General features: G+C 56.9%; 20 protein-coding genes. 14 read left to right on the forward strand and 6 right to left on the reverse strand.

What is annotated here, in order from left to right; all coding sequences use genetic code 11:
- The first annotated feature begins 95 nt into the window (after window positions 1-95).
- On the forward strand, window positions 96-1,004 hold the full coding sequence (locus ABIE29_RS20600) for a LysR family transcriptional regulator (protein ID WP_429620851.1): 909 nt from the start codon (window positions 96-98) through the stop codon (window positions 1,002-1,004).
- Here the strand turns inward: ABIE29_RS20600 and ABIE29_RS20605 are convergent.
- Window positions 1,001-1,924, reverse strand: coding sequence for a LysR family transcriptional regulator (locus ABIE29_RS20605; protein ID WP_429620853.1), 924 nt, complete (start codon window positions 1,922-1,924; stop codon window positions 1,001-1,003). The two genes, ABIE29_RS20600 and ABIE29_RS20605, sit on opposite strands and share 4 nt — an antisense overlap.
- A 122-nt stretch (window positions 1,925-2,046) precedes the next feature.
- Here ABIE29_RS20605 and lysA point away from each other — a divergent pair, with 122 nt between their 5' ends.
- Window positions 2,047-3,303: a diaminopimelate decarboxylase gene (gene lysA, locus ABIE29_RS20610; RefSeq protein WP_429620855.1), complete on the forward strand. Its 1,257-nt coding sequence runs from the start codon at window positions 2,047-2,049 to the stop codon at window positions 3,301-3,303.
- A gap of 7 nt (window positions 3,304-3,310) precedes the next feature.
- Here the strand turns inward: lysA and ABIE29_RS20615 are convergent, their stop codons facing one another.
- Entirely contained in the window at window positions 3,311-4,321 is a 1,011-nt protein-coding gene (locus ABIE29_RS20615; RefSeq protein ID WP_429620857.1) for a LacI family DNA-binding transcriptional regulator, read from the reverse strand.
- 181 nt (window positions 4,322-4,502) lie between these two features.
- Between ABIE29_RS20615 and ABIE29_RS20620 the strand changes: the two genes are divergently transcribed.
- Window positions 4,503-4,958: a GNAT family N-acetyltransferase gene (locus tag ABIE29_RS20620; protein WP_429620859.1), complete on the forward strand. Its 456-nt coding sequence runs from the start codon at window positions 4,503-4,505 to the stop codon at window positions 4,956-4,958.
- Here ABIE29_RS20620 and galR read toward each other — a convergent pair.
- A complete protein-coding gene (gene galR / locus ABIE29_RS20625; RefSeq protein WP_429620861.1) occupies window positions 4,955-5,974 on the reverse strand; it encodes an HTH-type transcriptional regulator GalR in 1,020 nt (339 codons plus the stop codon). The genes ABIE29_RS20620 and galR overlap by 4 nt on opposite strands.
- Window positions 5,975-6,447: 473 nt before the next feature.
- Between galR and aas the strand changes: the two genes are divergently transcribed.
- Complete coding sequence (gene aas / locus ABIE29_RS20630; protein ID WP_429620863.1) at window positions 6,448-8,601, forward strand: bifunctional acyl-ACP--phospholipid O-acyltransferase/long-chain-fatty-acid--ACP ligase; 2,154 nt, start codon at window positions 6,448-6,450, stop codon at window positions 8,599-8,601.
- Window positions 8,601-9,791: a lysophospholipid transporter LplT gene (gene lplT, locus ABIE29_RS20635; RefSeq protein ID WP_429620865.1), complete on the forward strand. Its 1,191-nt coding sequence runs from the start codon at window positions 8,601-8,603 to the stop codon at window positions 9,789-9,791. Before aas ends, lplT begins: the two co-directional genes overlap by 1 nt.
- Window positions 9,792-9,835: 44 nt before the next feature.
- Here the strand turns inward: lplT and ABIE29_RS20640 are convergent, their stop codons facing one another.
- From ABIE29_RS20640 to mutH, 3 genes are all read right to left on the reverse strand, one after another.
- Window positions 9,836-10,876 carry an NADP(H)-dependent aldo-keto reductase gene (locus ABIE29_RS20640; RefSeq protein WP_429620867.1) on the reverse strand — a complete coding sequence of 347 codons (1,041 nt, stop codon included), beginning with the start codon at window positions 10,874-10,876 and terminating at the stop codon, window positions 9,836-9,838.
- 185 nt (window positions 10,877-11,061) lie between these two features.
- Window positions 11,062-11,280: a YgdI/YgdR family lipoprotein gene (locus ABIE29_RS20645; RefSeq protein WP_429620869.1), complete on the reverse strand. Its 219-nt coding sequence runs from the start codon at window positions 11,278-11,280 to the stop codon at window positions 11,062-11,064.
- A gap of 127 nt (window positions 11,281-11,407) precedes the next feature.
- Window positions 11,408-12,088 carry a DNA mismatch repair endonuclease MutH gene (gene mutH, locus ABIE29_RS20650; protein WP_021806136.1) on the reverse strand — a complete coding sequence of 227 codons (681 nt, stop codon included), beginning with the start codon at window positions 12,086-12,088 and terminating at the stop codon, window positions 11,408-11,410.
- Between the two features lie 696 nt (window positions 12,089-12,784).
- Between mutH and rppH the strand changes: the two genes are divergently transcribed.
- The 9 genes from rppH to recC all read left to right on the forward strand — a co-directional run bounded on the left by rppH (window position 12,785) and on the right by recC (window position 23,251).
- Complete coding sequence (gene rppH, locus ABIE29_RS20655; protein ID WP_021179868.1) at window positions 12,785-13,312, forward strand: RNA pyrophosphohydrolase; 528 nt, start codon at window positions 12,785-12,787, stop codon at window positions 13,310-13,312.
- Between the two features lie 12 nt (window positions 13,313-13,324).
- Complete coding sequence (ptsP, locus tag ABIE29_RS20660; protein ID WP_429620871.1) at window positions 13,325-15,574, forward strand: phosphoenolpyruvate--protein phosphotransferase; 2,250 nt, start codon at window positions 13,325-13,327, stop codon at window positions 15,572-15,574.
- A gap of 195 nt (window positions 15,575-15,769) precedes the next feature.
- Entirely contained in the window at window positions 15,770-16,642 is an 873-nt protein-coding gene (gene lgt, locus ABIE29_RS20665; protein ID WP_429620873.1) for a prolipoprotein diacylglyceryl transferase, read from the forward strand.
- 6 nt (window positions 16,643-16,648) lie between these two features.
- Window positions 16,649-17,443: a thymidylate synthase gene (thyA, locus tag ABIE29_RS20670; protein WP_429620875.1), complete on the forward strand. Its 795-nt coding sequence runs from the start codon at window positions 16,649-16,651 to the stop codon at window positions 17,441-17,443.
- A gap of 208 nt (window positions 17,444-17,651) precedes the next feature.
- The gene (locus ABIE29_RS20675) at window positions 17,652-18,155 is read left to right on the forward strand and encodes a prepilin peptidase-dependent protein (RefSeq protein WP_429620993.1); all 504 of its coding nucleotides are present in this window, start codon (window positions 17,652-17,654) and stop codon (window positions 18,153-18,155) included.
- Window positions 18,143-18,715 carry a prepilin peptidase-dependent protein gene (locus tag ABIE29_RS20680; RefSeq protein ID WP_429620877.1) on the forward strand — a complete coding sequence of 191 codons (573 nt, stop codon included), beginning with the start codon at window positions 18,143-18,145 and terminating at the stop codon, window positions 18,713-18,715. Before ABIE29_RS20675 ends, ABIE29_RS20680 begins: the two co-directional genes overlap by 13 nt.
- Before the next feature lie 2 nt (window positions 18,716-18,717).
- Window positions 18,718-19,164, forward strand: a complete 447-nt coding sequence (locus ABIE29_RS20685; protein WP_429620879.1) for a YgdB family protein — start codon at window positions 18,718-18,720, stop codon at window positions 19,162-19,164.
- Window positions 19,154-19,507, forward strand: coding sequence for a prepilin-type N-terminal cleavage/methylation domain-containing protein (locus ABIE29_RS20690; RefSeq protein ID WP_429620881.1), 354 nt, complete (start codon window positions 19,154-19,156; stop codon window positions 19,505-19,507). Before ABIE29_RS20685 ends, ABIE29_RS20690 begins: the two co-directional genes overlap by 11 nt.
- Before the next feature lie 372 nt (window positions 19,508-19,879).
- On the forward strand, window positions 19,880-23,251 hold the full coding sequence (gene recC / locus ABIE29_RS20695; RefSeq protein WP_429620883.1) for an exodeoxyribonuclease V subunit gamma: 3,372 nt from the start codon (window positions 19,880-19,882) through the stop codon (window positions 23,249-23,251).
- The last annotated feature ends 207 nt before the right edge of the window (window positions 23,252-23,458 follow it).

The raw sequence follows: 23,458 nt of genomic DNA on the forward strand, positions 1-23,458 counted from the left end.
TGGGTATTTGTTGTCGTTGGCCAGATGATAGGTTGCATAGAACGGGAGAAAAACCGGATAATAAGCAACTATTCATTGCGTAAATCGAGCGAATTATGGATCGCATTACCGCCGCAGAGGTTTTTGTCACTATCGTCGAACGAGGCAGCATGATTGCGGCAGCGGATACCCTGGCGATGTCGCGGGCTATGGTGACGCGCTATCTGGCGCAGATGGAACAGTGGGCCGGGGCGCGGCTGCTGCACCGCACTACGCGCAGGCTCAGCCTGACCGATGCCGGAGAGCGCACCTTGGAACGTTGCCGCCAAATGCTGGCGGTAGCGAAAGATATCGATCTGGTGGAAAACGAGCAGAGTGACGATTTACGTGGCCTGCTGCGCATCAGCTGCTCGCAATCGCTTGGCCAAACGGCGCTGGTGGGGGCGGTGGCGCAGTACCTGAAGCGTCATCCTCAGGTGGCGGTGGATCTGCAAATGAATAACCGAGCGGTCAATCTGGTGGAGGAGCGGATCGATCTGGCGTTACGCATCACCAATGAGCTGGATCCCAATCTGATTGCCCGGCCGCTTTCCAACTGCGCTTCGGTGATCTGTGCATCTCCAGCCTATCTGACCGCTCATGGCACCCCGCGCCACCCGCAGGATTTAGCCCTGCACAACTGCTTGACCTATTCCTACTTTGGGAAAAGCCTGTGGCACTTTGATGAGCAAGGCGTGAAGTCGGCGGTGGCGGTCAGCGGCAACCTCAGCGCCAACGAGTCGGTGGTGCTGTTGGCAGGAACGCTGCAAGGGGCGGGGATCTCGATGCAGCCTTACTATTCCGCTGCGCCACTATTGGCAAAGGGGGAGTTGGTGGAACTGCTGCCGGGGTATCTATCACAGACGATGGGGATCTACGGCATCTACACCTCGCGCCGCCAAATGCCTGCCACGTTGCGTACCATGCTGGACTTCCTGGTGGAATGGTTTGCCACCGATCCTGGCTGGCGTGCCACGCTGCGCTAGCGTTGGATCACCGAAGCCAGGCGGGCTGGCAACCGTTGCGCCTGCTGCTGCAAGTGCTGCACAAAGGTGGTGACCAGCGCGGAAGAGGGACGGTGCAGCGGACGGATCAGGCTCACGGTAAACGGCACCTCGACGCTGAAGGGCCGCACATGAACGCCATTATTGGCGTAATCCAACGCGGTCAGCGGGTTGACGATAGAAATGCCCACCCCGGCCTTGACCATCGCACACACCGAGGCGGCGCTGTGGGTCTCCATCACCATCCGGCGCTCGATGCCTTGTTCATGGAACAGTGCGTCCAGCAGTTGCCGGTAGCTGTCGGTGCTCGACAGGCTGATAAAGTTTTCTGCGTTGAAGTCCTGCGGCGTCAGCGTGCTTTTCGCAAGCAATGGGTGCCCGGCAGGCAGCACACACACCTCATTCATCGTCATCAGCGTCATGCGCTCGGTGCCAGCGGGCGTCAGGGTATTTTCCGTCAGGCCCAGATCGTGGCGCTGTGCCGAAAGCCACTCTTCCAGCAACGGTGACTCCTGCGGGATCACACTGAAACTCACCTTTGGATAGCGATCGACAAAAGGTTTGCACACGGCAGGCAGCAGCGATTGGGAAAACACCGGCAGACAGGCAATGGAAAGCTGCGCCTGCTGGAATTGCCGAATACCGGCGGCCGCATTCTTGATGCGATCCAGACCGTAATAAGAGCGCTGCACTTCTTCAAACAGCCGCAAGCCCTGCACCGTCGGGTAAAGGCGGCCACGTACGCGGTCAAACAGTTGCAATTGGATCAGCTTCTCGAAGCGGGCCAGCTCGCGGCTGACGGTCGGTTGTGAGGTTTGCAGCAGCGCCGCCGCTTCGGTCAGATTGCCGGTGGTCATCACCGCGTGGAAAATTTCAATCTGGCGCAGGGTAATGGCGTACATGGCGAAACTCCACGGAGGGGGAAGGCCATATCATAAATGAATAGACTATGGCGAAATAGATATTTTTCACACCGGGGCCGCTGCGGCATGATGGTGGAAAATTTGATTATGAGAACTGACCCATGCCACGCGCTTTGAACGACACCTCTACCGCCCTGAACGCCGCTAATCTGCTGGCGCTGCCCCCACGCTTTGGTTGCCCGGTCTGGGCCTATGATGCGGCTATCATCAGCCAGCGTATCAGCCAGTTGCAGCACTTTGACGTGATCCGTTTTGCCCAGAAAGCCTGCTCGAATATTCATATTCTGCGCCTGATGCGCGAGCAGGGCGTCAAGGTGGACTCGGTGTCGCTGGGGGAGATCGAGCGCGCGTTAAAAGCCGGTTTTGAGCCGGGTGGCGAAGACATTGTGTTTACCGCCGATGTGCTGGATCACGCCACGCTGGCGCGCGTCAGCGAATTGAAAATTCCGGTCAACGCCGGTTCTATCGATATGCTGGAGCAGCTTGGTCAGGTGTCTGCCGGGCATCCGGTATGGCTACGCATCAACCCTGGTTTTGGCCATGGCCATAGCCAGAAAACCAATACCGGCGGAGAAAACAGCAAGCACGGTATCTGGTATGCCGATTTGCCACAGGCGGTCGCCAAGGTGCAACAATACGGTCTGAAACTGATCGGGCTGCATATGCACATCGGTTCCGGGGTGGATTACCAGCACCTGGAGCGCGTGTGTGATGCCATGGTGCAGCAGGTGATCGCCCTGGGGCAGGACATTACGGCTATTTCCGCCGGTGGCGGCCTTTCCATCCCTTATCAGCAAGGGGAAGAGGCGATCAATACCGAACACTATTATGGCCTGTGGAATCGTGCGCGTGAGCGGGTTGCCGCACATCTGGGCCATCCGGTGAAGCTGGAAATCGAGCCGGGGCGTTTCCTGATGGCGGAAGCGGGCGTACTGGTGGCGGAAGTGCGTTCGGTAAAACAGATGGGCAGCCGCCACTTTGTCCTGGTGGATGCTGGGTTCAACGATCTGATGCGTCCGGCGATGTACGGCAGCTATCACCATATCTCCCTGCTGCCTGCCGACGGGCGCAATACTGATAATCAACCGCTGCAAGACACCGTGATTGCCGGGCCGCTGTGTGAGTCGGGTGATGTGTTTACCCAGCAGGCGGGTGGCGGTATTGAAACCCGTCCGTTGTCGCAGGTGCGGGTCGGGGATTATCTGGTGTTCCATGACACCGGGGCCTATGGCTCGTCGATGTCCTCCAACTACAACAGCCGCCCGCTGCTGCCGGAAGTGCTGTTTGAAAACGGTGAGCCTCGCCTGATCCGTCGCCGCCAGACGATTGAAGAATTGATCGGGCTGGAGCTGCTTTAAGCTGACATTAACGCGCGTGCGGGCCAGGCACCACGGACTCACGCAGTTTTAACTCACCGACAAACGGCGTTAGCGGTTGCAGCGCTTCGCCGTTGATCAGACGCAGGGCCTGGGCGATCGCCGCTTCGATCATCGCGTCGATCGGCAGGTAGACGGTGGACAATGCCGGTTGCAGATAGGCGGCGCTTGGCTCATCGTCGAAACCAAACAGCGAAACGTCCTCAGGCAGGCGTTTGCCAGCCTGGTGCAGGGCCTTCATCGCGCCGATAGCCATATCATCGTTGCTGGCAAACAGCGCGCTGAATGCGTTGCCGCTAGCCAGCAGAGCCTTACAGCTAAGGTATCCGCCAGGTACGCTGCTGTCGCCGTTGGTGATCAGGGCATCATTGAACGCAACCTGGTGGTGTTCCAACGCCTGACGATAACCCGCCAAGCGGGATTGGGCGGTGGGTGTATCGATCGGCCCGGTGATGCAGGCGATCTCACGGTGCCCTTGACGGATCAGATAATCCACCACGTTGAAGGCGGCCTGTTGCTGTTCGAAGAACACGCAGCGTTCACGGGCCTGCGGCAGATCGCGGTTAATGACCATCACCGGAACCGGCAGGTCTTCCAGCAACTCCATCAGGGCACTTTCGCCCATAAAGCGGGTGTACAGGATAATCGCGTCGCAGCGGCGATCCGCCAGCAGCCGTACCGCCTGCAATTCATCTTCTGGCGTGTCGTGGCCGTCGGTGACGATCAGGTGCTTGCCGCTGGCTTCGATCAGTTTGGCGGCCTGGCGCAGCAAACGGCCAAAGTAGGGGCCATCAAAATTGGACACCACCAGCCCAATGCTGTTGGAGCTTTTATTGGCCAGCGATTGGGCGAGAAAGTTTGGCCGGTAGCCCAGCTCATCCATGGCCTTGAACACCGCATCACGCGTGCTCTTCTTCACCTGGCCGGTGCCATTTAAAACACGGGAAACCGTGGCTTTGGACACCCCCGCGCGCAGGGAAACATCCAACATGGTGATCATCAATGGCTACCCTCTTTCAACGTCCGCTGCGGTAAATATTGCTGAGTCTAGCATAGGGTGAGATCGGGTCGAACATGTTCGACCCCTACAAATTCAGCAACCTATGTTGTTGAGGCACCCATACATTGATTGGCGTAAACTGACGGTGCCGGTGTTTAAGGCATTTTTCCGGGGGGTTAGCGTGTTTCGTATTGTGCATCTGGCGGACTATCCGCAGTATCAGCAACAGATTATCGACTGGCAGTGGCAGGCGTTTGGCAGCGAAAACAGCCGGGAATTCTTTGCCAGCGTGGTGGCCAGCAGCCTGCGGCATGAAGGTTTGCCGATCACCTTTATCGCCCTGTTGGATGACAAGCCGGTAGGCACCGTGGGGCTGTGGCGCTGTGATTTGATCAGCCGCCAGGATTTAACGCCGTGGCTGGCCGCGCTCTACGTTGAAGAGAGCCAGCGCGGCAGCGGGCTGGGGTTGCAGCTCCAGCAATATGTGCAGGAGTACAGCCGCCGGGCCGGGTTCAAGGAACTGTATCTGTATGCCGAGTTTAGCGGTTATTACGAACGCCATGGCTGGCAGCACATCGGGGAGGCGCTGGAGTACCCGGATCGCCCCGTGCGCCTCTACCACCGCCGGCTAGACTAGTTCTGCTCGAAAGCGTTATTGATGCTGGCGACCGAATGGCGGCGTACCAGCGTCGGGCTGAACATATTGGTGATCTCCGGTAGCGGTTGGTTGTTGGCCAGCGCCAATGCCAGCTCTGCTGCTTGCGTCGCCATCGCCACCACCGGGTAGCGGATAGTGGTCAGGCGCGGGCGCAGATAGCGCGAAATCAGCACGTCATCAAAACCAATCAGCGAAATCTGGTCCGGAACGTCCACACTGTTATCACTGAGCACCGAAAGCGCCCCGGCGGCCATCGGATCGTTATAGCAGGTGATGGCGGTAAACGGCTTGCCACGGCCCAGCAACTCGGTCATGGCCTGCTCGCCGCCAATCTCATCCGGCTTGCCGTAGGCAACCAGCTTCTCATCCACCGCAATACCGTGTTCTTCCAGGGCATCCAGGTAGCCCTGCAATCGATCGGTAGCATCTGAAATCTGATGGTTGGAGCAGATGAAGGCGATCCGCTGGTGGCCCTGCTGGATCAGATGGCGGGTGGCCAGCCAGGCACCGTAGCGATCGTCAAGCGCTACGCAGCGGGACTCAAATCCAGGCAGCGTACGGTTGATCAGCACCATGCCCGGGATCTGGCGCATCCAGACGGTCAGCTCATCGTCGGTCAGCTTCTTCGCATGTACTACCAATGCCGCACAGCGATGGCGTACCAGTTGTTCAATGGCCTGGCGCTCTTTTTCGGCATTATGGTAACCGTTACCAATCAGCAGAAAATTATGGGTGGCGTAGGCCACCTGCTCCACGGCTTTTACCATGGCGCCAAAGAAGGGATCGGAAACGTCAGAGACAATCAGGCCCAGGGTTTCGGTGGATTGCTGTGCCAGCGCACGGGCATTGGCGTTGGGGTGATACTGCAATCCCTCCATGGCGGCCAGCACGGCGGTCCGTGAACTTTCGCTGGCTTTTGGGGAGTTATTTATTACGCGGGATACCGTGGCGACGGAAACACCCGCCAGCCTGGCAACATCCTTAATCGTGGCCATATCTGCAACACTTCCTGGGTAATCGCTTACATTCCTCAGTTTTGCGGAAAAAATCGCGCGCCGCAAGGGCTGATATCGTTAACTTGTGGTGAGCGTTGCATTTATGGCTTTTAAATTCACCTTTTCGCCCCCAAGCGGATCCATGGTTAACGGGTGCAGCGTGCGGTGCCCCAACGATCCGGGTTGGTTGAGGTTTTTCAATAGTTTCATAACCATGTCTATCACAGGCAAAACTACATCGCTGGTTACACTTTGCGCCTGACTGTTGCGATTGGCCGCTGGCGAGAGTTTGGCGTGGCGGGGTAAATTGATTGTCCCAGAGGTATTGATTGGTGAGCAATCGACATACTCTGTATGTTGAAGCCATTTTCAATTGCACCAACCTACGCGGATGCGTAGGTTTTTTTTTCCCCGCCGTATAGTATCCTTCCCCCAGACCATTTTTAAGGCCATCAACCCCGAGGGAGAGTGGGATGATATATACCGTGTTACGTGCACTGTTTCGCCTGATGTTTCGTGTTCGTGTCGAAGGCGACGCCAGGCATTTTGAGCAGCAGAAACTGCTGATCACCCCGAATCACGTTTCTTTCATGGATGGCGCGCTGCTGGCGTTGTTCTTACCGATCAAACCGGTGTTTGCCGTTTACTCCAGCATTTCCGAACGTTGGTTTATGCGCTGGCTGAAGCCCTATATCGATTTTGTGCCACTGGACCCCACCAAACCGATGGCTATCAAGCATCTGGTGCGCATGGTTGAGCAGGGCAGGCCGATCGTGGTGTTCCCGGAAGGGCGCATTACGGTGACCGGTTCATTGATGAAGATCTACGACGGGGCGGCCTTTATCGCCGCCAAATCTGGCGCCACCATCGTGCCGGTACGTATCGATGGCCCGGAGTTCAGCGTGTTTGGCCGTATGGCCGGGGTGTTTAAGCTCCGCGTCTTCCCACAGACCACCATCAGCATTCTGCCGCCAACCACTTTACCGATGCCAGATGCGCCAAAAGCCAGTCAACGCCGGCAGTTGGCCGGTGACAGGCTGCATCAGATCATGATGCAGGCGCGCATGGATACCCGCAAACCACAAACCCTGTTCGCTGCGCTGTTGGCCGCGCAGCATCGCTATGGCCGCTTCAAGCCCTGCATCGAAGACGTGGGCTTCAAGGAAGACAGCTATCATACGCTGCTCAAAAAATCGCTGGGCATCAGCCGCATCCTGGAACGCTTTACCGCGCCGAAAGAGCATGTTGGCCTGCTGTTGCCCAATGCCACTATTACCGCTGCCGCCATCTTTGGCGCTTCATTGCGTGGCCGGATCCCGGCGATGCTCAATTACACCGCCGGTGTGAACGGGCTGAAAAGCGCGATGACTGCGGCCACTATTAAAACCATCGTCACCTCGCGCCAGTTTCTGGAAAAGGGCAAACTGACACACCTGCCAGAGCAGGTGCCGGAAGCCAACTGGGTCTATCTGGAAGATTTGAAAGATACCGTCACCCGCGACGATAAGCTGTGGATCCTGCGTCACCTGTTCCAGCCACAAAAGGCAATGGTGCCACAGCAGCCAGAGGATGCGGCGCTGATCCTGTTTACCTCCGGCTCGGAAGGCCATCCGAAGGGCGTGGTGCATTCCCATGCCAGCCTGCTGGCCAACGTGGAGCAGATCCGAACCATTGCGGATTTCACCCCGCGCGATCGCTTTATGTCCTCGCTGCCGCTGTTCCATTCTTTCGGCCTGACTGTCGGGTTGATCACCCCGTTGATGACCGGTAGTCGGGTATTCCTCTACCCAAGCCCGCTGCATTATCGCGTGGTGCCGGAACTGGTCTATGACCGCAACTGCACCGTGCTGTTTGGTACGGCGACCTTCCTCAACAACTACGCTCGCTTCGCCCATCCTTATGATTTTGCCCGCCTGCGCTATGTGGTGGCCGGGGCCGAGAAACTGGCCGAAAGCACCAAACAGATTTATCAGGACAAATACGGCATCCGCATTTTAGAAGGCTATGGCGTCACGGAGTGTGCTCCGGTGGTGTCGATCAATGTGCCCCTGGCGGCCAAAGTTGGCACCGTAGGCCGCATTATGCCGCAGATGGAAGCACGTTTGATCAAGATGACCGGGATCGATAACGGTGGCCGTCTGCAATTGAAAGGCCCGAACATCATGAAGGGCTACCTACGGGTTGAGCGCCCAGGCGAGCTGGAAGCTCCGGCAGCCGAGGACGAAAACGGCGTGCTGCAAGCTGGCTGGTACGATACCGGTGATATTGTCAGCTTCGACGAACAGGGTTATTGCACCATTCGTGGCCGCGTGAAGCGCTTTGCCAAACTGGCGGGGGAAATGATCTCGCTGGAGAGCGTGGAACAGTTGGCGGTGCGCCTGTCACCGGAAGGGCTGCATGCGGCCACGGTGAAAAGCGACAGCAGCAAAGGCGAAGCGCTGGTGCTGTTTACCAACGACGCCAGCATTACCCGTGATAGCTTGCTGCGGGTGGCTCGTGAGCAGGGCACCCCGGAGCTGGCGGTGCCACGCGATATTCGCCTGGTGAAGGCGCTGCCGTTACTGGGCAGCGGCAAACCGGATTTCGTTACTTTGCGCCAAATGGCTGAACAGCCGGAGAAGGCATAATGAATGCAACTGATTTCCCACTGCTGTCACGTTCAATGATCGCGGTGATCTGTGCCCAGTTTCTCTCAGCCTTCGGCGATAACGCCTTGCTGTTTGCTACCCTGGCGCTGATCAAACAGCAAATGTACCCCGATTGGAGCCAACCGATACTGCAAATGGCCTTCGTGGCCACCTATATCATCCTGGCTCCGTTTGTGGGCCAGATCGCCGACAGCTTCTCCAAAGGCCGGGTGATGATGGTCGCCAACGGCTTGAAGCTGGCCGGTGCGCTGGTGATCTGCTTTGGGCTGAACCCGTTCCTGGGCTATACCCTGGTCGGCATCGGGGCTGCGTCTTATTCACCCGCGAAGTACGGCATCCTGGGTGAGATCACCAGCGGCGATAAGCTGGTGAAGGCCAACGGTCTGATGGAGGCTTCCACCATTGCTGCCATCCTGGTGGGGTCGGTAGCCGGTGGCCTGCTGGCAGACTGGCATATCGTGGCCGCACTGGCGGTGTGTGCCGTGGTTTACGGCGCGGCGGTCGTCGCTAACCTCTATATCCCGCGCTTGCCTGCTGCCCATAAGGTGGTTTCCTGGCATCCACGCGTCATGGGGAGCACTTTCTTCAACGCTTGTGTAGTGCTGTGGCGCGATGGCCAAACCCGCTTCTCACTGATCGGTACCAGCCTGTTCTGGGGCGCTGGTGTCACCCTGCGCTTCCTGCTGGTGTTGTGGGTGCCGGTGGCGCTGGGCATTAGCGATAACGCCACGCCAACCATGCTCAACGCGATGGTGGCAATAGGCATCGTGGTCGGGGCCGGGGCGGCAGCCCGCCTTGTGACGCTGGAAACGGTTAAGCGCTGTATGCCTGCCGGGATCCTGATCGGTATCGCCGTGGTCTTCTTTGCGCTGCAAACCAGCATGCTGAATGCTTATGGTGTGCTGCTGGTGATTGGTGTGCTGGGTGGCTTCTTTGTGGTGCCGCTGAATGCGCTGTTGCAAGAGCGGGGCAAACGCTCCGTTGGGGCAGGGAATGCCATCGCGGTACAGAACCTGGGTGAAAACACCGCCATGCTGCTGATGCTTGGCCTCTACTCTTTGGTGGTCAAATTAGGCGTGCCGGTGATCGGCGTCGGGATCGGTTTTGGCGTCGTGTTCGGCCTTGCCATCACCGTACTGTGGATATCTCAGTTCCGCTCGAAAGCCTAACGGCTTGATACATGGGGGCACAGCATGCTGCGCCCCCATATCCGTTATGGCGCTGGAATGGTGAAGCGGCTGTGGATCTCTTCCAGGGCCTGCAACACCTCCTCGTTCAGCACCACGTCAAAACTGTCGACATTTATCTTCAACTGCTCCAGCGTGGTGGCACCCAGCAAGGTGCTGGCAACGAACGGTTGCTGGCGCACGAATGCCAGAGCCATCTGTGAAGGGTCCAGACCGTGTTTTTTCGCCAGCGCCACGTATTCGGCGATCGCCGCCTGGCTCTGGGCCGAAGAGTAGCGGGTAAAGCGGCTGAACAGGGTGTTGCGCGCCCCGACGGGTTTGGCACCGTTGAGGTATTTACCCGACAGCGTACCGAAGGCCAGGCTGGAATAGGCTAACAGTTCGATGCCTTCATGTTGGCTAATCTCTGCCAGACCGATCTCAAAGCTGCGGTTTAGCAGGCTGTAGGGGTTCTGAATCGATACGATGCGCGGTAGTTCGTGCTTTTCTGCCAGTTGCAGGTAGCGCATCACGCCCCAAGGGGTTTCGTTAGAGACGCCGATATAGCGAATTTTGCCGGCACGGACCTGCTCGGTTAACGCTTCCAGGGTTTCCAACAGCGGGATGGTGGCTTTCTCATCGGTGTACTGATAATTGAGCTTGCCGAAACAGTTGGTGGTGCGCTGTGGCCAGTGTAGCTGGTAGAGATCCAGATAATCGGTATTTAACCGTTTCAGGCTGGCGTCCAGGGCGACGCGGATATTTTTGCGATCCAATGCCTGCTGTGGGCGAATGCCTGCGTCATTACCCCGGATCGGCCCGGAGACCTTGCTGGCCAGCACGATTTTGTCGCGGTTGCCGCGCGCCTTGATCCAACTGCCAATATACTGCTCTGTCAGTCCTTGGGTTTCCGGGCGCGGCGGTACTGGATACATTTCTGCGGTATCAATCAGATTGATGCCAGCGGCTAATGCATAATCCAGCTGTGCGTGGGCATCGGCTTCGCTGTTTTGTTCGCCAAAGGTCATGGTGCCCAGTCCCAGCACGCTCACTTCCAAAGAACTGTGGGGAATACGGTGGTATTGCATTAACGGCCTTCCTTCAATGTTAGCGCTTACGGGCGTGATGCCCGCTAAAACAGAAGCCAGAGATCCAACGGCGTAACACGCCTTACTTGACTATAACCAAGCCAGGAAGATGGTGAAAGAGGAATATAACTGCCGGGGCTAAGGCTAAGCCCCTGATTGTTAATCTGTCAGGGGCCGGGGCTGGCTTAACGCTCGATAACCTGCGTGACCTGATCGCCGTTAATCTGGCGCTGGTTGCCTTGCTCGTCCTGATAACTGATCAGGCCGGTATCCTTATCGATTTTAGGCTTTCCCTGCGTGAGGATCATATTGCCGTCTTTGGTGGCCATCACATAGTCGCTGGAACAGCCCGCTAATCCAGCGACCATCAACAGGGCGGAAATAGCCATAACCCATTTTTTCATGCCTTGCACCTTTGCATTGCCTGGAATAATTGTCCTAATAGAGTAGCAAACTCTGCCAAAGATGGTCTTCGGACGTATCCCATCTGTGTAAGGAAAAATAACAGTGAAAACAGGGGCGGAGAGCTAATCAAAGCGTAAAGTGCCTGGCCAGCAGTGCCCTGGTAAAGTTTTTCTTTAGATAGAAGCCGCGCGGTAGGGTAAGGATCGGCTGGCCCTGTTCACCGGTGGCTTCGGTCAGTGCCTTGTTGTTGGCCGCTTTTGGCCGCAGTTGTAGCACTTCGCCATGGCGGGCGGTGATCCGCTCAACCTGGCCGAGCACGATAAGATCCATCAGCTCTTCCCAATCCCGGCGCAGCATCTCGGTTTCTTCCTGATTGGGTTGCCACAGTAGCGGGGAACCAACGCGGCGCTGTGCCAACGGGATTTGTCGTTCTCCCTCCACCGGGATCCACAGCACGCGTGCCAGTTTGTGGCGTACGTGGCTGCTTTCCCAAGTCACGCCGCTATTGCCTGTCAGTGGGGCTACGCAAACGAAAGTGGTTTCCAGCGGGTTACCGGCGGCGTCGACCGGGATGGTTTTCAATTCAATGCCCAGCTCTGGGAAATCCTGCTCAGGCTTGCTGCCCGCCATGGCACCCAGATACAACTCCAGCAGCATGCCGACCCAGCCTTTATCCCGTTTGAGATCCTTGGGAATGCTGACCTGCGCGCGGGCTGCCAGTTCGCCAAGGTTAAAGCCAGCCAGCGCCTGAGCACGGGCCAATAATTGCTGCTCGTTTTCTGGCGGCAGCGGGGATAAACATGCCATAAATCAGACCTATGAATTCTGGTTAAAAAATGTACCGAATTTACTCACAGCCTTAAAAGGGAAAAGCAGGCTGGGGAAAACAGCAATAGTAGCATGATTTTACATGACTTTTTGGCTAGTAAATCGCTGTGTAAAATTTTCAGTGCGGGGTTGTGCACCTGTAGCCACCGACAATAAACAGGATCTTACACCTATTTATCCACAGATTTCTGGGATAACCCAACTTTTTGCCGATCACTGGTTTGATTTACAGCCTTGACGCGGGGCATTTTTTACGAATTTGGCGGTTTTATAGGTCGCAGGGTATAATAATCTGTGGATAAAATCCGCATTGGTGGATCTTTCGCCAGAGAAAGATCCAAAGCGTGCATAGATCACATTTTCACCCTGTTTATAACTGCTTTTAAGTCTCTATTGCGTTGTATTTAAAGGAGTAATAAAAAATCAAAAATACGGCGGATTTTAAGTTCAATCGAGTTTTCCCGGCTTATCCCTAGAGTTCTTCACACACCTATCCACAGAAAAAGTGAATAAAACCGCCCTCTAACCTCGCTACATGTTTATAACTTTGCCATTATCTGTGAGTTATCCCAATGTTATCCGAACGACGGCGCTGCAAAGCAGTGGTTTACCGCCTGTGGCTTGTGTGAAACAATCAGGTTATCAATACGAATTTATGCTTATCGAGGTAGTCCGGTGATCGATGATGATGGCTACCGCCCGAATGTTGGTATCGTAATCTGTAATCGTCAGGGGCAGGTCCTATGGGCCCGCCGTTACGGTCAGCACTCCTGGCAGTTTCCCCAAGGGGGAATAAACCCTGGCGAAACGCCTGAGCAGGCGATGTACCGTGAGCTGTTCGAAGAAGTGGGATTGAGTAAAAAGGATGTGCGTATCCTGGCCTCAACCCGCAACTGGTTGCGCTATAAATTGCCAAAACGTTTGGTGCGTTGGGACACAAAGCCGGTTTGTATCGGCCAAAAGCAGAAATGGTTTCTGCTGCAGTTAATGTGCAATGACGCGGATATCAACATGCAGCGCAGCAGTACGCCGGAGTTTGACGGCTGGCGTTGGGTGAGTTTCTGGTATCCGGTGCGCCAGGTGGTGTCGTTTAAACGCGACGTGTACCGCCGGGTTATGAAAGAGTTTGCCGCAACCGTCATGCCAATGCAGGAACTGGCAGCGCAGCGGCAGCCTCCTGCCTATCGCCGAAAGAGAGGTTAAGTCAAACCGACTATGCTCACGCGCTTGCGAGAAATTGTTGAGAAAGTGGCCGCGGCGGCCAGTCTGACAGATGCGCTGGATCTTTTGGTCAATGAAACCTGTCTGGCGATGGACACCGAAGTCTGCTCCATCTATCTGGCAGACAACGACCGCCGCTGTTATTACCTGATGGCGACGCGCGGGTTGAAAAAGCCCCGTGGGCGAACTATTGCCCTGGCCTTTGACGAAGGCATCGTCGGCCTGGTCGGGCGGCGGGCAGAGCCGATCAACCTGGCGGATGCCCAAAGCCATCCCAGCTTCAAATATATTCCGCAGGTCAAAGAGGATCGTTTCCGATCCTTCCTTGGCGTGCCGATCATTCATCGCCGTCAACTGCTTGGCGTGTTGGTGGTGCAGCAACGTGAACTGCGGCAGTTTGACGAAAGCGAAGAGTCCTTTATGGTTACTCTGGCCACCCAAATGGCCGGGATCCTCTCGCTATCACAGCTAAACGCCATTTTTGGCCAGTATCGCCAGACTCGTATTCGGGCGCTGGCTGCGGCGCCTGGTGTGGCGGTAGCAGAGGGCTGGTTAGATAGCAGCCAGCCTTCACTCGATCAGGTATATAAAGCCTCTACGTTGGATACCGTCAGCGAGCGCGAACGCCTGACCCAGGCATTGGAAGAGGCTGGGGCAGAGTTCCGCCGCTTCAGTAAGCGTTTTAGCGCCAGCTCGCAAAAAGAGAGCGCGGCGATCTTCGATCTCTATTCCCACCTGCTCAACGATGCCCGCCTCAAACGTGAGCTGTACGCGGAGATCGATGCCGGTTCGGTGGCCGAATGGGCGGTAAAACAGGTAATTGAAGCCTTCGCTGCCCAGTTTGCTACCTTGCAAGATACCTATATGCGCGAGCGTGCCAGCGATCTGCGTGCGCTTGGCCAACGTCTGCTATTTCACCTTGACGATACCACCCAAGGGGCCAGCCAATGGCCCGCCCGTTTTGTGCTGGTCGCCGATGAGCTGACAGCGACCCTGTTGGCCGAAGTGCCGCAGGATCGCCTGGCTGGCGTGGTAGTGCGTGACGGTGCTGCCAACTCCCATGCCGCGATCCTGGTGCGAGCCATGGGGGTGCCAACGGTGATGGGAGCAGACATCCAGCCTGCGCTGTTGGCCCAGCGAATGCTGATTGTTGATGGCTATCGCGGCGAGCTGCTGGTCGATCCGGAACCGGTGCTGGTGAAGGAATATCAACGTCTGATCAGCGAAGAGCTGGAGCTCAGCAAGCTGGCGGAAGACGACGTTGAACAGCCCGCAGAGCTGAAAAGCGGTGAGCGGATCCAGGTGATGCTGAACGCCGGCCTTAGCCCGGAACATGAACAGTTGCTGGGCGCGCGCGTGGACGGCGTTGGCCTGTACCGCACCGAGATCCCGTTCATGCTGCAAAGCGGCTTCCCGTCGGAAGAAGAGCAGGTGGCGCAATATCAGGGCATGCTGCAACTCTTCTATCCGCACAAGCCGGTGACGCTGCGTACGCTGGATATCGGTGCTGATAAGCAACTGCCCTACATGCCGATCAGCGAGGAAAATCCGTGCCTCGGTTGGCGGGGGATCCGCATTACGCTGGATCAGCCAGAAATCTTCCTGATCCAGGTGCGCGCCATGCTGCGTGCCAATGCGGGAACCGGCAATCTGGGGATCCTGTTGCCGATGATCACCAGCCTGGAAGAGATCGACGAGGCCAAACGCCTGATCGATCGCGCCGGGCGAGAAGTGGAAGAGATGCTGGGATACGACATTCCCAAGCCGCGGATTGGCGTCATGCTGGAAGTGCCGTCGATGATCTTCCTGATCCCTTATCTGGCCGCACGCGTCGATTTTATCTCGGTGGGAACCAACGATTTAACTCAGTACCTGCTGGCGGTGGATCGTAATAATACCCGCGTTGCCTCGCTGTACGACAGCCTGCATCCAGCCATGTTGCAAGTGCTGAAATTGATCATCGAGCAGGGGACGGCTGCCGGGCTGCAGGTCAGCCTGTGCGGTGAACTGGCGGGAGACCCGATGGGTGCTCTGCTGCTGGTGGGGATGGGGTACCGTAATCTGAGCATGAACGGGCGCAGCGTCGCACGTATCAAATATCTGTTGCGCCATATCGAACTGGAAGATGCGCAAGGGCTGGCTCAGCGGGTATTGAGCGCCCAGATGACCACCGAGGTTCGCCACCAGGTGGCGGCGTTCATGGAACGGCGTGGCATGGGTGGGCTGATCCGCGGTGGCCGCTGATTAGGCGTTGCCCAGTCCGTTAAGCGTCGACCTATTTTTTTACAGAACTTTTCCCTGCCGGCAAGCCCGGACGTGGTTAAGCCTATGTTATGATGCGCCATCTCAATGCGCTGCTCCCGTTGCCCGGGCTTTGCACCGCTTTTGGCACCTGCCGCCCCCGCTTGGGGATGAATAACAGACATATTGTGGTGATAGATGAGCACTAGCTATCTGGCGTTTCCAAAATTTGATCCGGTGATTTTCTCTATCGGCCCGGTCTCTTTGCACTGGTACGGTTTGATGTACCTGGTTGGCTTTGTTTTTGCCATGTGGTTGGCGGTACGCCGCGCGAACAAGCCCGGTAGCGGTTGGACCAAAGACGAAGTGGAAAACATGCTGTATGCAGGTTTCCTTGGGGTCTTTATCGGTGGCCGTGTTGGTTACGTGCTGTTCTACAATCTGCCGCTGTTCCTGGATAACCCGCTCTACCTGTTCAAAGTCTGGGATGGCGGTATGTCGTTCCACGGCGGCCTGATTGGCGTGATCGCGGTGATGCTGTGGTTTGCCCGCCGTACCAGGCGCAGCTTTTTCCAGGTCTCTGATTTTATTGCCCCACTGATCCCGTTTGGTCTGGGTGCTGGCCGCCTGGGTAACTTTATCAACGGTGAACTGTGGGGGCGTGTCACCACCGATACGCCTTGGGCGATGCTATTCCCAAGCTCGCGTCCGGAAGATATCGCCATCGCCGCCGCTAATCCTCAATTGCTGCCGCTGCTCAATGAATATGGCGTGTTGCCACGTCATCCGTCGCAGCTGTATGAAATGGTGCTGGAAGGCATCGTGCTGTTTATCATTCTGAACCTGTTTATCCGCAAGCCACGTCCGATGGGGGCCGTATCGGGCCTGTTCCTGATTGGCTATGGCGCATTCCGTATTATCGTCGAAGCGTTCCGCCAGCCGGATGCCCAGCTTGGCCTGTTTGACGGGGTGATCAGCATGGGGCAAATCCTGTCCGTGCCGATGGTGCTCGCCGGTATTATTATGATGATCTGGGCGTATCGCCGTCGTCCACAGCCACAACAGTCGTGAGGAAAAATGAAACAGTATCTGGATTTGATGAACAAAGTGCTCGCCGAGGGCACCCCTAAAGCCGACCGTACCGGCACTGGCACGTTGTCGATTTTCGGCCACCAGATGCGTTTCAACCTGCAGGCAGGCTTCCCGTTGGTGACCACCAAGAAATGCCACCTGCGGTCGATCATTCATGAGCTGCTGTGGTTCCTGAACGGCGATACCAACGTGGCCTATCTGCGCGAAAATAACGTCAGCATCTGGGACGAATGGGCCGATGAAAACGGCGACCTTGGCCCGGTCTATGGCAAGCAATGGCGTGCCTGGGGGGCGGCGGATGGTCGCCAGATTGACCAGTTAAGCACCGTGTTGCAACAGTTGAAACAGGATCCGGACTCGCGCCGTATTATTGTTTCTGCCTGGAACGTCGGTGAACTGGATCAAATGGCCCTGGCACCGTGCCATGCCTTCTTCCAGTTCTATGTGGCGGACGGCAAACTCTCCTGCCAGCTGTATCAGCGCTCGTGCGACGTGTTCCTCGGTCTGCCGTTCAATATTGCCAGCTATGCGTTGCTGGTCCATATGATGGCGCAGCAGTGCGATCTGGAAGTGGGCGATTTTGTCTGGACCGGTGGCGACACCCATCTGTACAGCAACCACATGGAGCAGACGCAACTGCAATTGACTCGCGAGCCGCGTGCGTTGCCGAAGCTGGTGATCAAACGTAAGCCTGCCTCGCTGTTTGATTACCGCTTTGAAGATTTTGAGATTGAAGGCTACGATCCGCACCCGCCGATCAAGGCTCCTGTCGCTATCTGATTTGCCGAGGGCCGTATCCGGCCCTCTTTCCTAATCCCGGCTGAACGGGGCGCGGAATGTGAACTGCGCCCGTGCCGCATTGCCAAAAATGCGAAGCCGTGCTCAATTTCCCCCAGCTTGTTACCTGCCAATTAAAAATTCTGCGCATCATTTTCCAGCCTGAGAAAAGGTGCCTTTTATCGTGCCTCTGGCTGATTACACTCGCCATATGAACCGAGATAAAAATAGCCCCGAACACCAGCAAGGCCTGACGCTGATCGAACTGCTGATCGTGATGGTGCTGGCGGGGATGCTGACCTCCTGGGGGGTTAGCCAGTGGCATCATTATCAACAGGCGCTGCGGCTGGAGCAGACCGCCCAGCAACTGCTGGCATTTTTAACGCGCTTACAGGCCGATGCCAACTGGCATAACCGCAACGCTTTATTGTGGTTTCGGCCTGGCAAAATCTGGTGCATAGGCAGTGGCCCGCAGGTGGCATCTTGTGCTGCCGTGGTGGACCGGGCCTTTACCCCAGAATACCTGGATGTGGAGTTACAAGGTTATACCCAAAAGGAGATGGGGTTTTATGGGGTGCGCAACAATGCGCAGGCCGGGCATATCCTGTTAGGGAATCCGGCTGGCCGCATACGTCTGGTGCTCTCCGCCAAAGGGCGGCTACGGTTGTGCTGTGAAGAAACTCCCATCCGGAGCCTGCCCTTATGCGAACCTTAGAACAAGGCTTTACCCTGCCGGAGGTGCTGTTGGCGATGACATTCGGCAGCCTGATTGCATTGGCGGCGGCGAAAACCTTACCGATACTGCGTCAGCAGACGGTCGATATGGGCCGTCATTATCGGTTGGATCTGGTGTTACGCCAGTTGGCTTTCGGGATTGAAAAAGACCTGCGCCGCAGCGGATTTTGTGCCGGACAGTGTCAGGGGCGTTCGCTGCTGATTAGCCATGCAGCGGGTGAAGCTCCGGGCAGTTGTGTGATCGTGGCCTACGATCTTAACCGCAATGGCAACTGGGAAAGCCGTGGCGATGCCGAGTATTTTGGTTACCGCCTGCGGGCAGGCGGGCTGGAGGGGCAAAGCGGTGTGACCCAGTGTCAGGGCAGCGGCTGGGAACGTTTGCTCGATCAGGAAGAGGTCCGGATTGAGTCTTTTTCTGTCAGCCAGATTGCAGGGCGCGATGGCAACTCCTTGATGTTGTTTGCCTTAAGTGGCCGCTCAACGGTGCGGGCAAATATAGAACGCCGCCTGGAGTGGGCGGTCAGCATGGAGGCACCCTAGAGATGGATAGGCAGCAGGGGGGCAGCACATTGGCTGTGGTGATGTTGTTGTTGGTGATGGGGCTGATGCTGCTCACCGCCCAGCAGCGGCAATTGGACAGCGCACTATTACTGGCTGTCGATCAGCAGCGCTATCTGCGGGCCTACAATCAGGCGGCCTCGGCACTCAGTTGGGGGCTGGCGCAGCCGTGGCCACGGGAGTCTCTACAAGCGACCCATTGGTCCTGCCAGCAGATGAGCGGCGAGGCTTTGCAGGCCTGTGCCCGGCTCTCGGCCCGTACCGGCTTGGTGATGGTTCGTGGGGCAGGAGATATCACGGGAGCGGAGCCCTTGTGGCTATACCAACTGGCTACACAACAAGGCGGGGCTGGCGACCACCTGCTGAAAGCGCAGAAAGGCGGCTGGCTGGATTTTTGCCCGGAAAAGCGGGAAAGTGATTGTGCCGAATAAACGGGCAGGCTGGCGTACTCAGCGGGGCTTCAGCCTGCCTGAAGTGTTGATCGCGGCATTGTTGTTCGCCGTCTCGCTGCTCGGGCTGTTACAATATCAGCAGGTGCTGTTGCAGGCATTTCAACGGCAGTGGCAATATCGACAGGCCTGGTCGCTGGCGCACCAACAGCTGGAAATATTCAGTGCCGGTGCCGAAATAAACCATGCCCTATCGCTACCGCCTAATTGGCACTACCAGGTCGAAACCCGCCAGGCGCAAGGCTCATGCTTACGGCGTACGGTGAAGATACAAACGCCGCTGCACCAACAGGCTGAACTCAGCCGCTGGTATTGCGGGCAGTAGCACGAGTGTTGTTAGACTTGCCCTTGACTCTTTTGGTCGAGGTGTTCTCGATCGCTTCCCTCTCCCTTGGGAGTAGCTAGGGTGAGGGGGAACTCGGTCGCTGAAATTACGGCCAGTAGCACGGATTGTTGTGCCACCTTAGACTCTTTTGGTCGAGGTGTTCTCGATCGGTTCCCTCTCCCTTGGGAGTAGCTAGGGTGAGAGGGAATTCGGTCGCTGAAATTACGGCCAGTAGCACGGATTGTTGTGCCACCTTAGACTCTTTTGGTCGAGGTGTTCTCGATCGGTTCCCTCTCCCTTTGGGAGAGGGTTAGGGTGAGGGGCCTTTTTGCCAGTAGCCGGTAATGCCCTTTTTCGCTTCCAAGGAGCCTCATGTTTACGGTTTATCATTCCAATCAGTTGGACTTGCTGAAAACGCTGACCAGCGCGCTGATAGCCAGAGAACCTTTGGCCGATCCGTTTCAACAGGAAGTGGTGCTGGTGCAAAGCCCCGGCATGGCGCAATGGTTGCAGATGCAGCTGGCCGAGCAGTTTGGCATTGCCGCGAATATCGTTTTCCCGCTACCGGCGACCTTTATCTGGGACATGTTCACCAAGGTATTGCCAGGCATTCCTAAAGAGAGCGCCTTTAGCAAAGATGCCATGACCTGGAAGCTGATGTGGCTGCTGCCAGGCATGCTGACCCGGCCCGAGTTTGCTCCCCTACAGCATTACCTGACCGATGACGCCGACAAGCGCAAGATCCACCAGCTCGCCGGGCGAGTTGCCGACCTGTTTGACCAATATCTGGTTTATCGCCCGCAGTGGCTGGAGAGTTGGCAGCGTGGGGAGGCGGTAGAAGGGCTGGCAGAGGCGCAAAGCTGGCAAGCCCCCCTCTGGCATCGGTTGGTGGAATATACCCATGAGCTGGGCCAGCCCGAATGGCACCGCGCCAACTTGTATCGCCGGTTTATCAGCGCGCTGGAGAATGCCACTCAATGCCCTGCGGGATTGCCGCCACGGGTGTTTATCTGCGGGATTTCTGCCTTGCCGCCAATTTACCTGGAGGCGCTGCAGGCCTTGGGTAAACATATTGATATCCATCTGATGTTTACCAACCCCTGTCGCTATTATTGGGGCGACATTCAGGACTACGCCTTCCTGGCCCGTTTGCAGAGCCGCAAACGCCGCCACTATCACCAGGCACGCGAGCAAGGTTTGTTCCGTCAGCCAGAACAGGCAGCCCAACTATTTGATGCCGAAGGTGAACAGCAGCTGAGTAACCCGCTGCTGGCTTCCTGGGGCAAGCTGGGGCGCGATCATCTGTATTTACTGTCGCAGATGGAGGCGGTGCAGGAGGTGGATGCCTTTGTCGAGATCCCGGCAGATAGCTTGCTGCACGCCATTCAGCACGACATGCTGGAGCTGGAAGATCATGCGCTGATCGGCACCACGCCGGAAACCCTGGAGCGCAGTGACAATAAGCGCCAGCTCGATCCGCAGGATCGCTCCATCAGTCTGCATGCCTGCCACAGCCCGCAGCGCGAAGTCGAGGTGCTGCACGATCGGTTGCTGACCATGCTGGCAGAAGATCCCCAACTTACCGCGCGCGACATCATCGTGATGGTGGCGGATATCGACAGCTACACCCCGTATATTCAGGCGGTGTTTGGCAATGCCCCCGCCGGGCGCTATCTGCCGTTTGCCATCTCCGACCGCAAGGCCAGGCAGGCGCATCCTGCGCTACAAGCCTTTATTTCCCTGCTGGATCTGCCGCAAAGCCGCTTTACCTCAGAGCAGGTATTGGCGCTGTTGGACGTACCCGCGCTAGCGGCGCGCTTCTCGATTCAGGAAGAGGGGTTAAGCCTGTTACGCCACTGGACTGGCGAATCCGGGGTACGCTGGGGGCTGGATGATGACAACGTGCGTGAGCTGGATCTGCCCACAACGGGGCAACATACCTGGCGGTTCGGTCTGACGAGGATGCTGCTGGGCTACGCCATGGACAGTAACGTCGGAGATTGGCAGGGCGTATTACCTTACGACGAGTCGAGTGGATTAGTGGCCGAACTGGCCGGGCAATTGGCCGATCTGCTGGCGCAACTCAGCCGTTGGCGGCAAATCCTCAGCGAAGAGCGGCCGTTAGCCGAATGGTTGCCGCTGTGCCGCCAACTGCTCAATAGCTTCTTTGAGACGGACAGCGAAACGGAAGAAGCGTTAGCGCTGATCGAAGAGCAGTGGCAGAAAGTGGCCAGCTTTGGTCTGGCGGCACGTTATCCTGATGCCGTGCCGTTGACGCTGCTGCGCGATGAACTGGCCGCACGGCTCGATCAGCAACGCATCAGCCAGCGTTTCCTGGCCGGCCAGATCAATTTCTGTACCCTGATGCCTATGCGTTCCATTCCGTTCAAGGTGGTTTGCCTGCTGGGTATGAACGACGGTGTCTACCCCCGCACCTTGCCGCCGCTGGGGTTTGACCTGATGGCGCAGCAGATTAAGCGGGGCGATCGCAGCCGCCGTGACGATGACCGCTACCTGTTTCTGGAGGCAATCCTCTCTGCCCAGCAGCAGTTGTACATCAGCTTTATCGGCCGTTCCATTCAGGACAACAGTGAGCGTTATCCTTCGGTATTGGTCACTGAACTGTTGGAATATCTGCAGCAAAGCTATTGCCTGCCTGGCGATGAAGGGTTGGATGCGGACGGCAGCGCACACAGGGTCGGTGAGCACCTGCTTAAACGTCATGCTCGTATGCCGTTTGCTGCGGAAAACTTCCTGCCGGGGAGCGAAGATCAAAGCTATGCGGCTGAGTGGTTGGCCGCTGCCGATGGTCGTGGTGCTGCACATCCGGAATTTAATCAACCGCTGGCGGCGGAAGAGAAAACCCAGGTTTCTGTTGATGAACTGCTCCGGTTTTACCGCCATCCGATCCGCGCCTTCTTCCAGCTACGTCTTGGCGTTAATTTCATTCTGGAAGAGACCGATCTGCCGGAAGACGAGCCTTTTACGCTGGATAACCTCAGCCGCTATCAGTTCAACAGCCAATTGCTGAACACGCTGATCGAGGGGGAGGACGCTGGCAAGTTATACCAGCGGGTGCGTGCATCGGGGGGATTACCTTACGGGGCTTTCGGTGAGATTTACTGGCAAAAGCAGCAGGAAGAAATGGCGGAGCTGGCCGAACGGGTGCGTGAACAGCGTCAGGAGAATGGCAGCCTGGAGCTGGATATTGACGTGGCAGGCATGCGTATCACCGGCTGGCTGCATCAGGTGCAGCAGGATGGCTTGCTACGCTGGCGTCCGGCAACGCTTTCGGCCGTAGACGGTATCTTGCTTTGGCTGGAGCACCTGGTGTATTGCTCTGTTGGGGGTAGCGGGGAAAGCCGCATGTTTGGCAGCAAGAATTCCGCCTGGCGCTTCGCTGCACTTGCGAGCGAGGAGGCCCACGCGCAGTTGGCGGAGCTAGTGGCGGGCTACCGCCGTGGCCTGTCGCAGCCGCTGATGCTGCTCAATAAAAGCGGCTGGGCCTGGTTGAGCCAATGTTATCAGGCGCAAACGCAGCAGATAGACTGGGATGAAGAAGTCCAGGTCAAGGCGCGTGCCAAGCTGCTGCAAGCCTGGCAGGGCGATCAGCGGATCCCGGGCGAGGGGGCAGATCCCTATACCCAGCGCGTTTTCCGCCAAATGGATAATGTTCGCCTTGAACAAATCCTCAAAGAAACAGAGCGTTACCTGTTGCCTGTGGCCCGCAATAACCTGGGGTAACCCCCCCTCGGTGATACAGGTCGCAGTGAGATGATAAAAATTTTACGCTTTTATACTCAACCATTGAGGTTAAGTCTGGTCTTACATAACGTATAGGCATATACGTTGTAGAGTGGCGTACGTTACGCCCCAACGATGTGGGCTATAGTGAGTTGCGTGTTTAAAACCGTAATGCTTTGAGTTAGAAATTGAATTTCATTGGGCATC

The sequence above is a fragment of the Serratia sp. 2723 genome (assembly GCF_050434425.1).
In the GTDB taxonomy this organism is placed as follows: Bacteria; Pseudomonadota; Gammaproteobacteria; order Enterobacterales; family Enterobacteriaceae; genus Chania.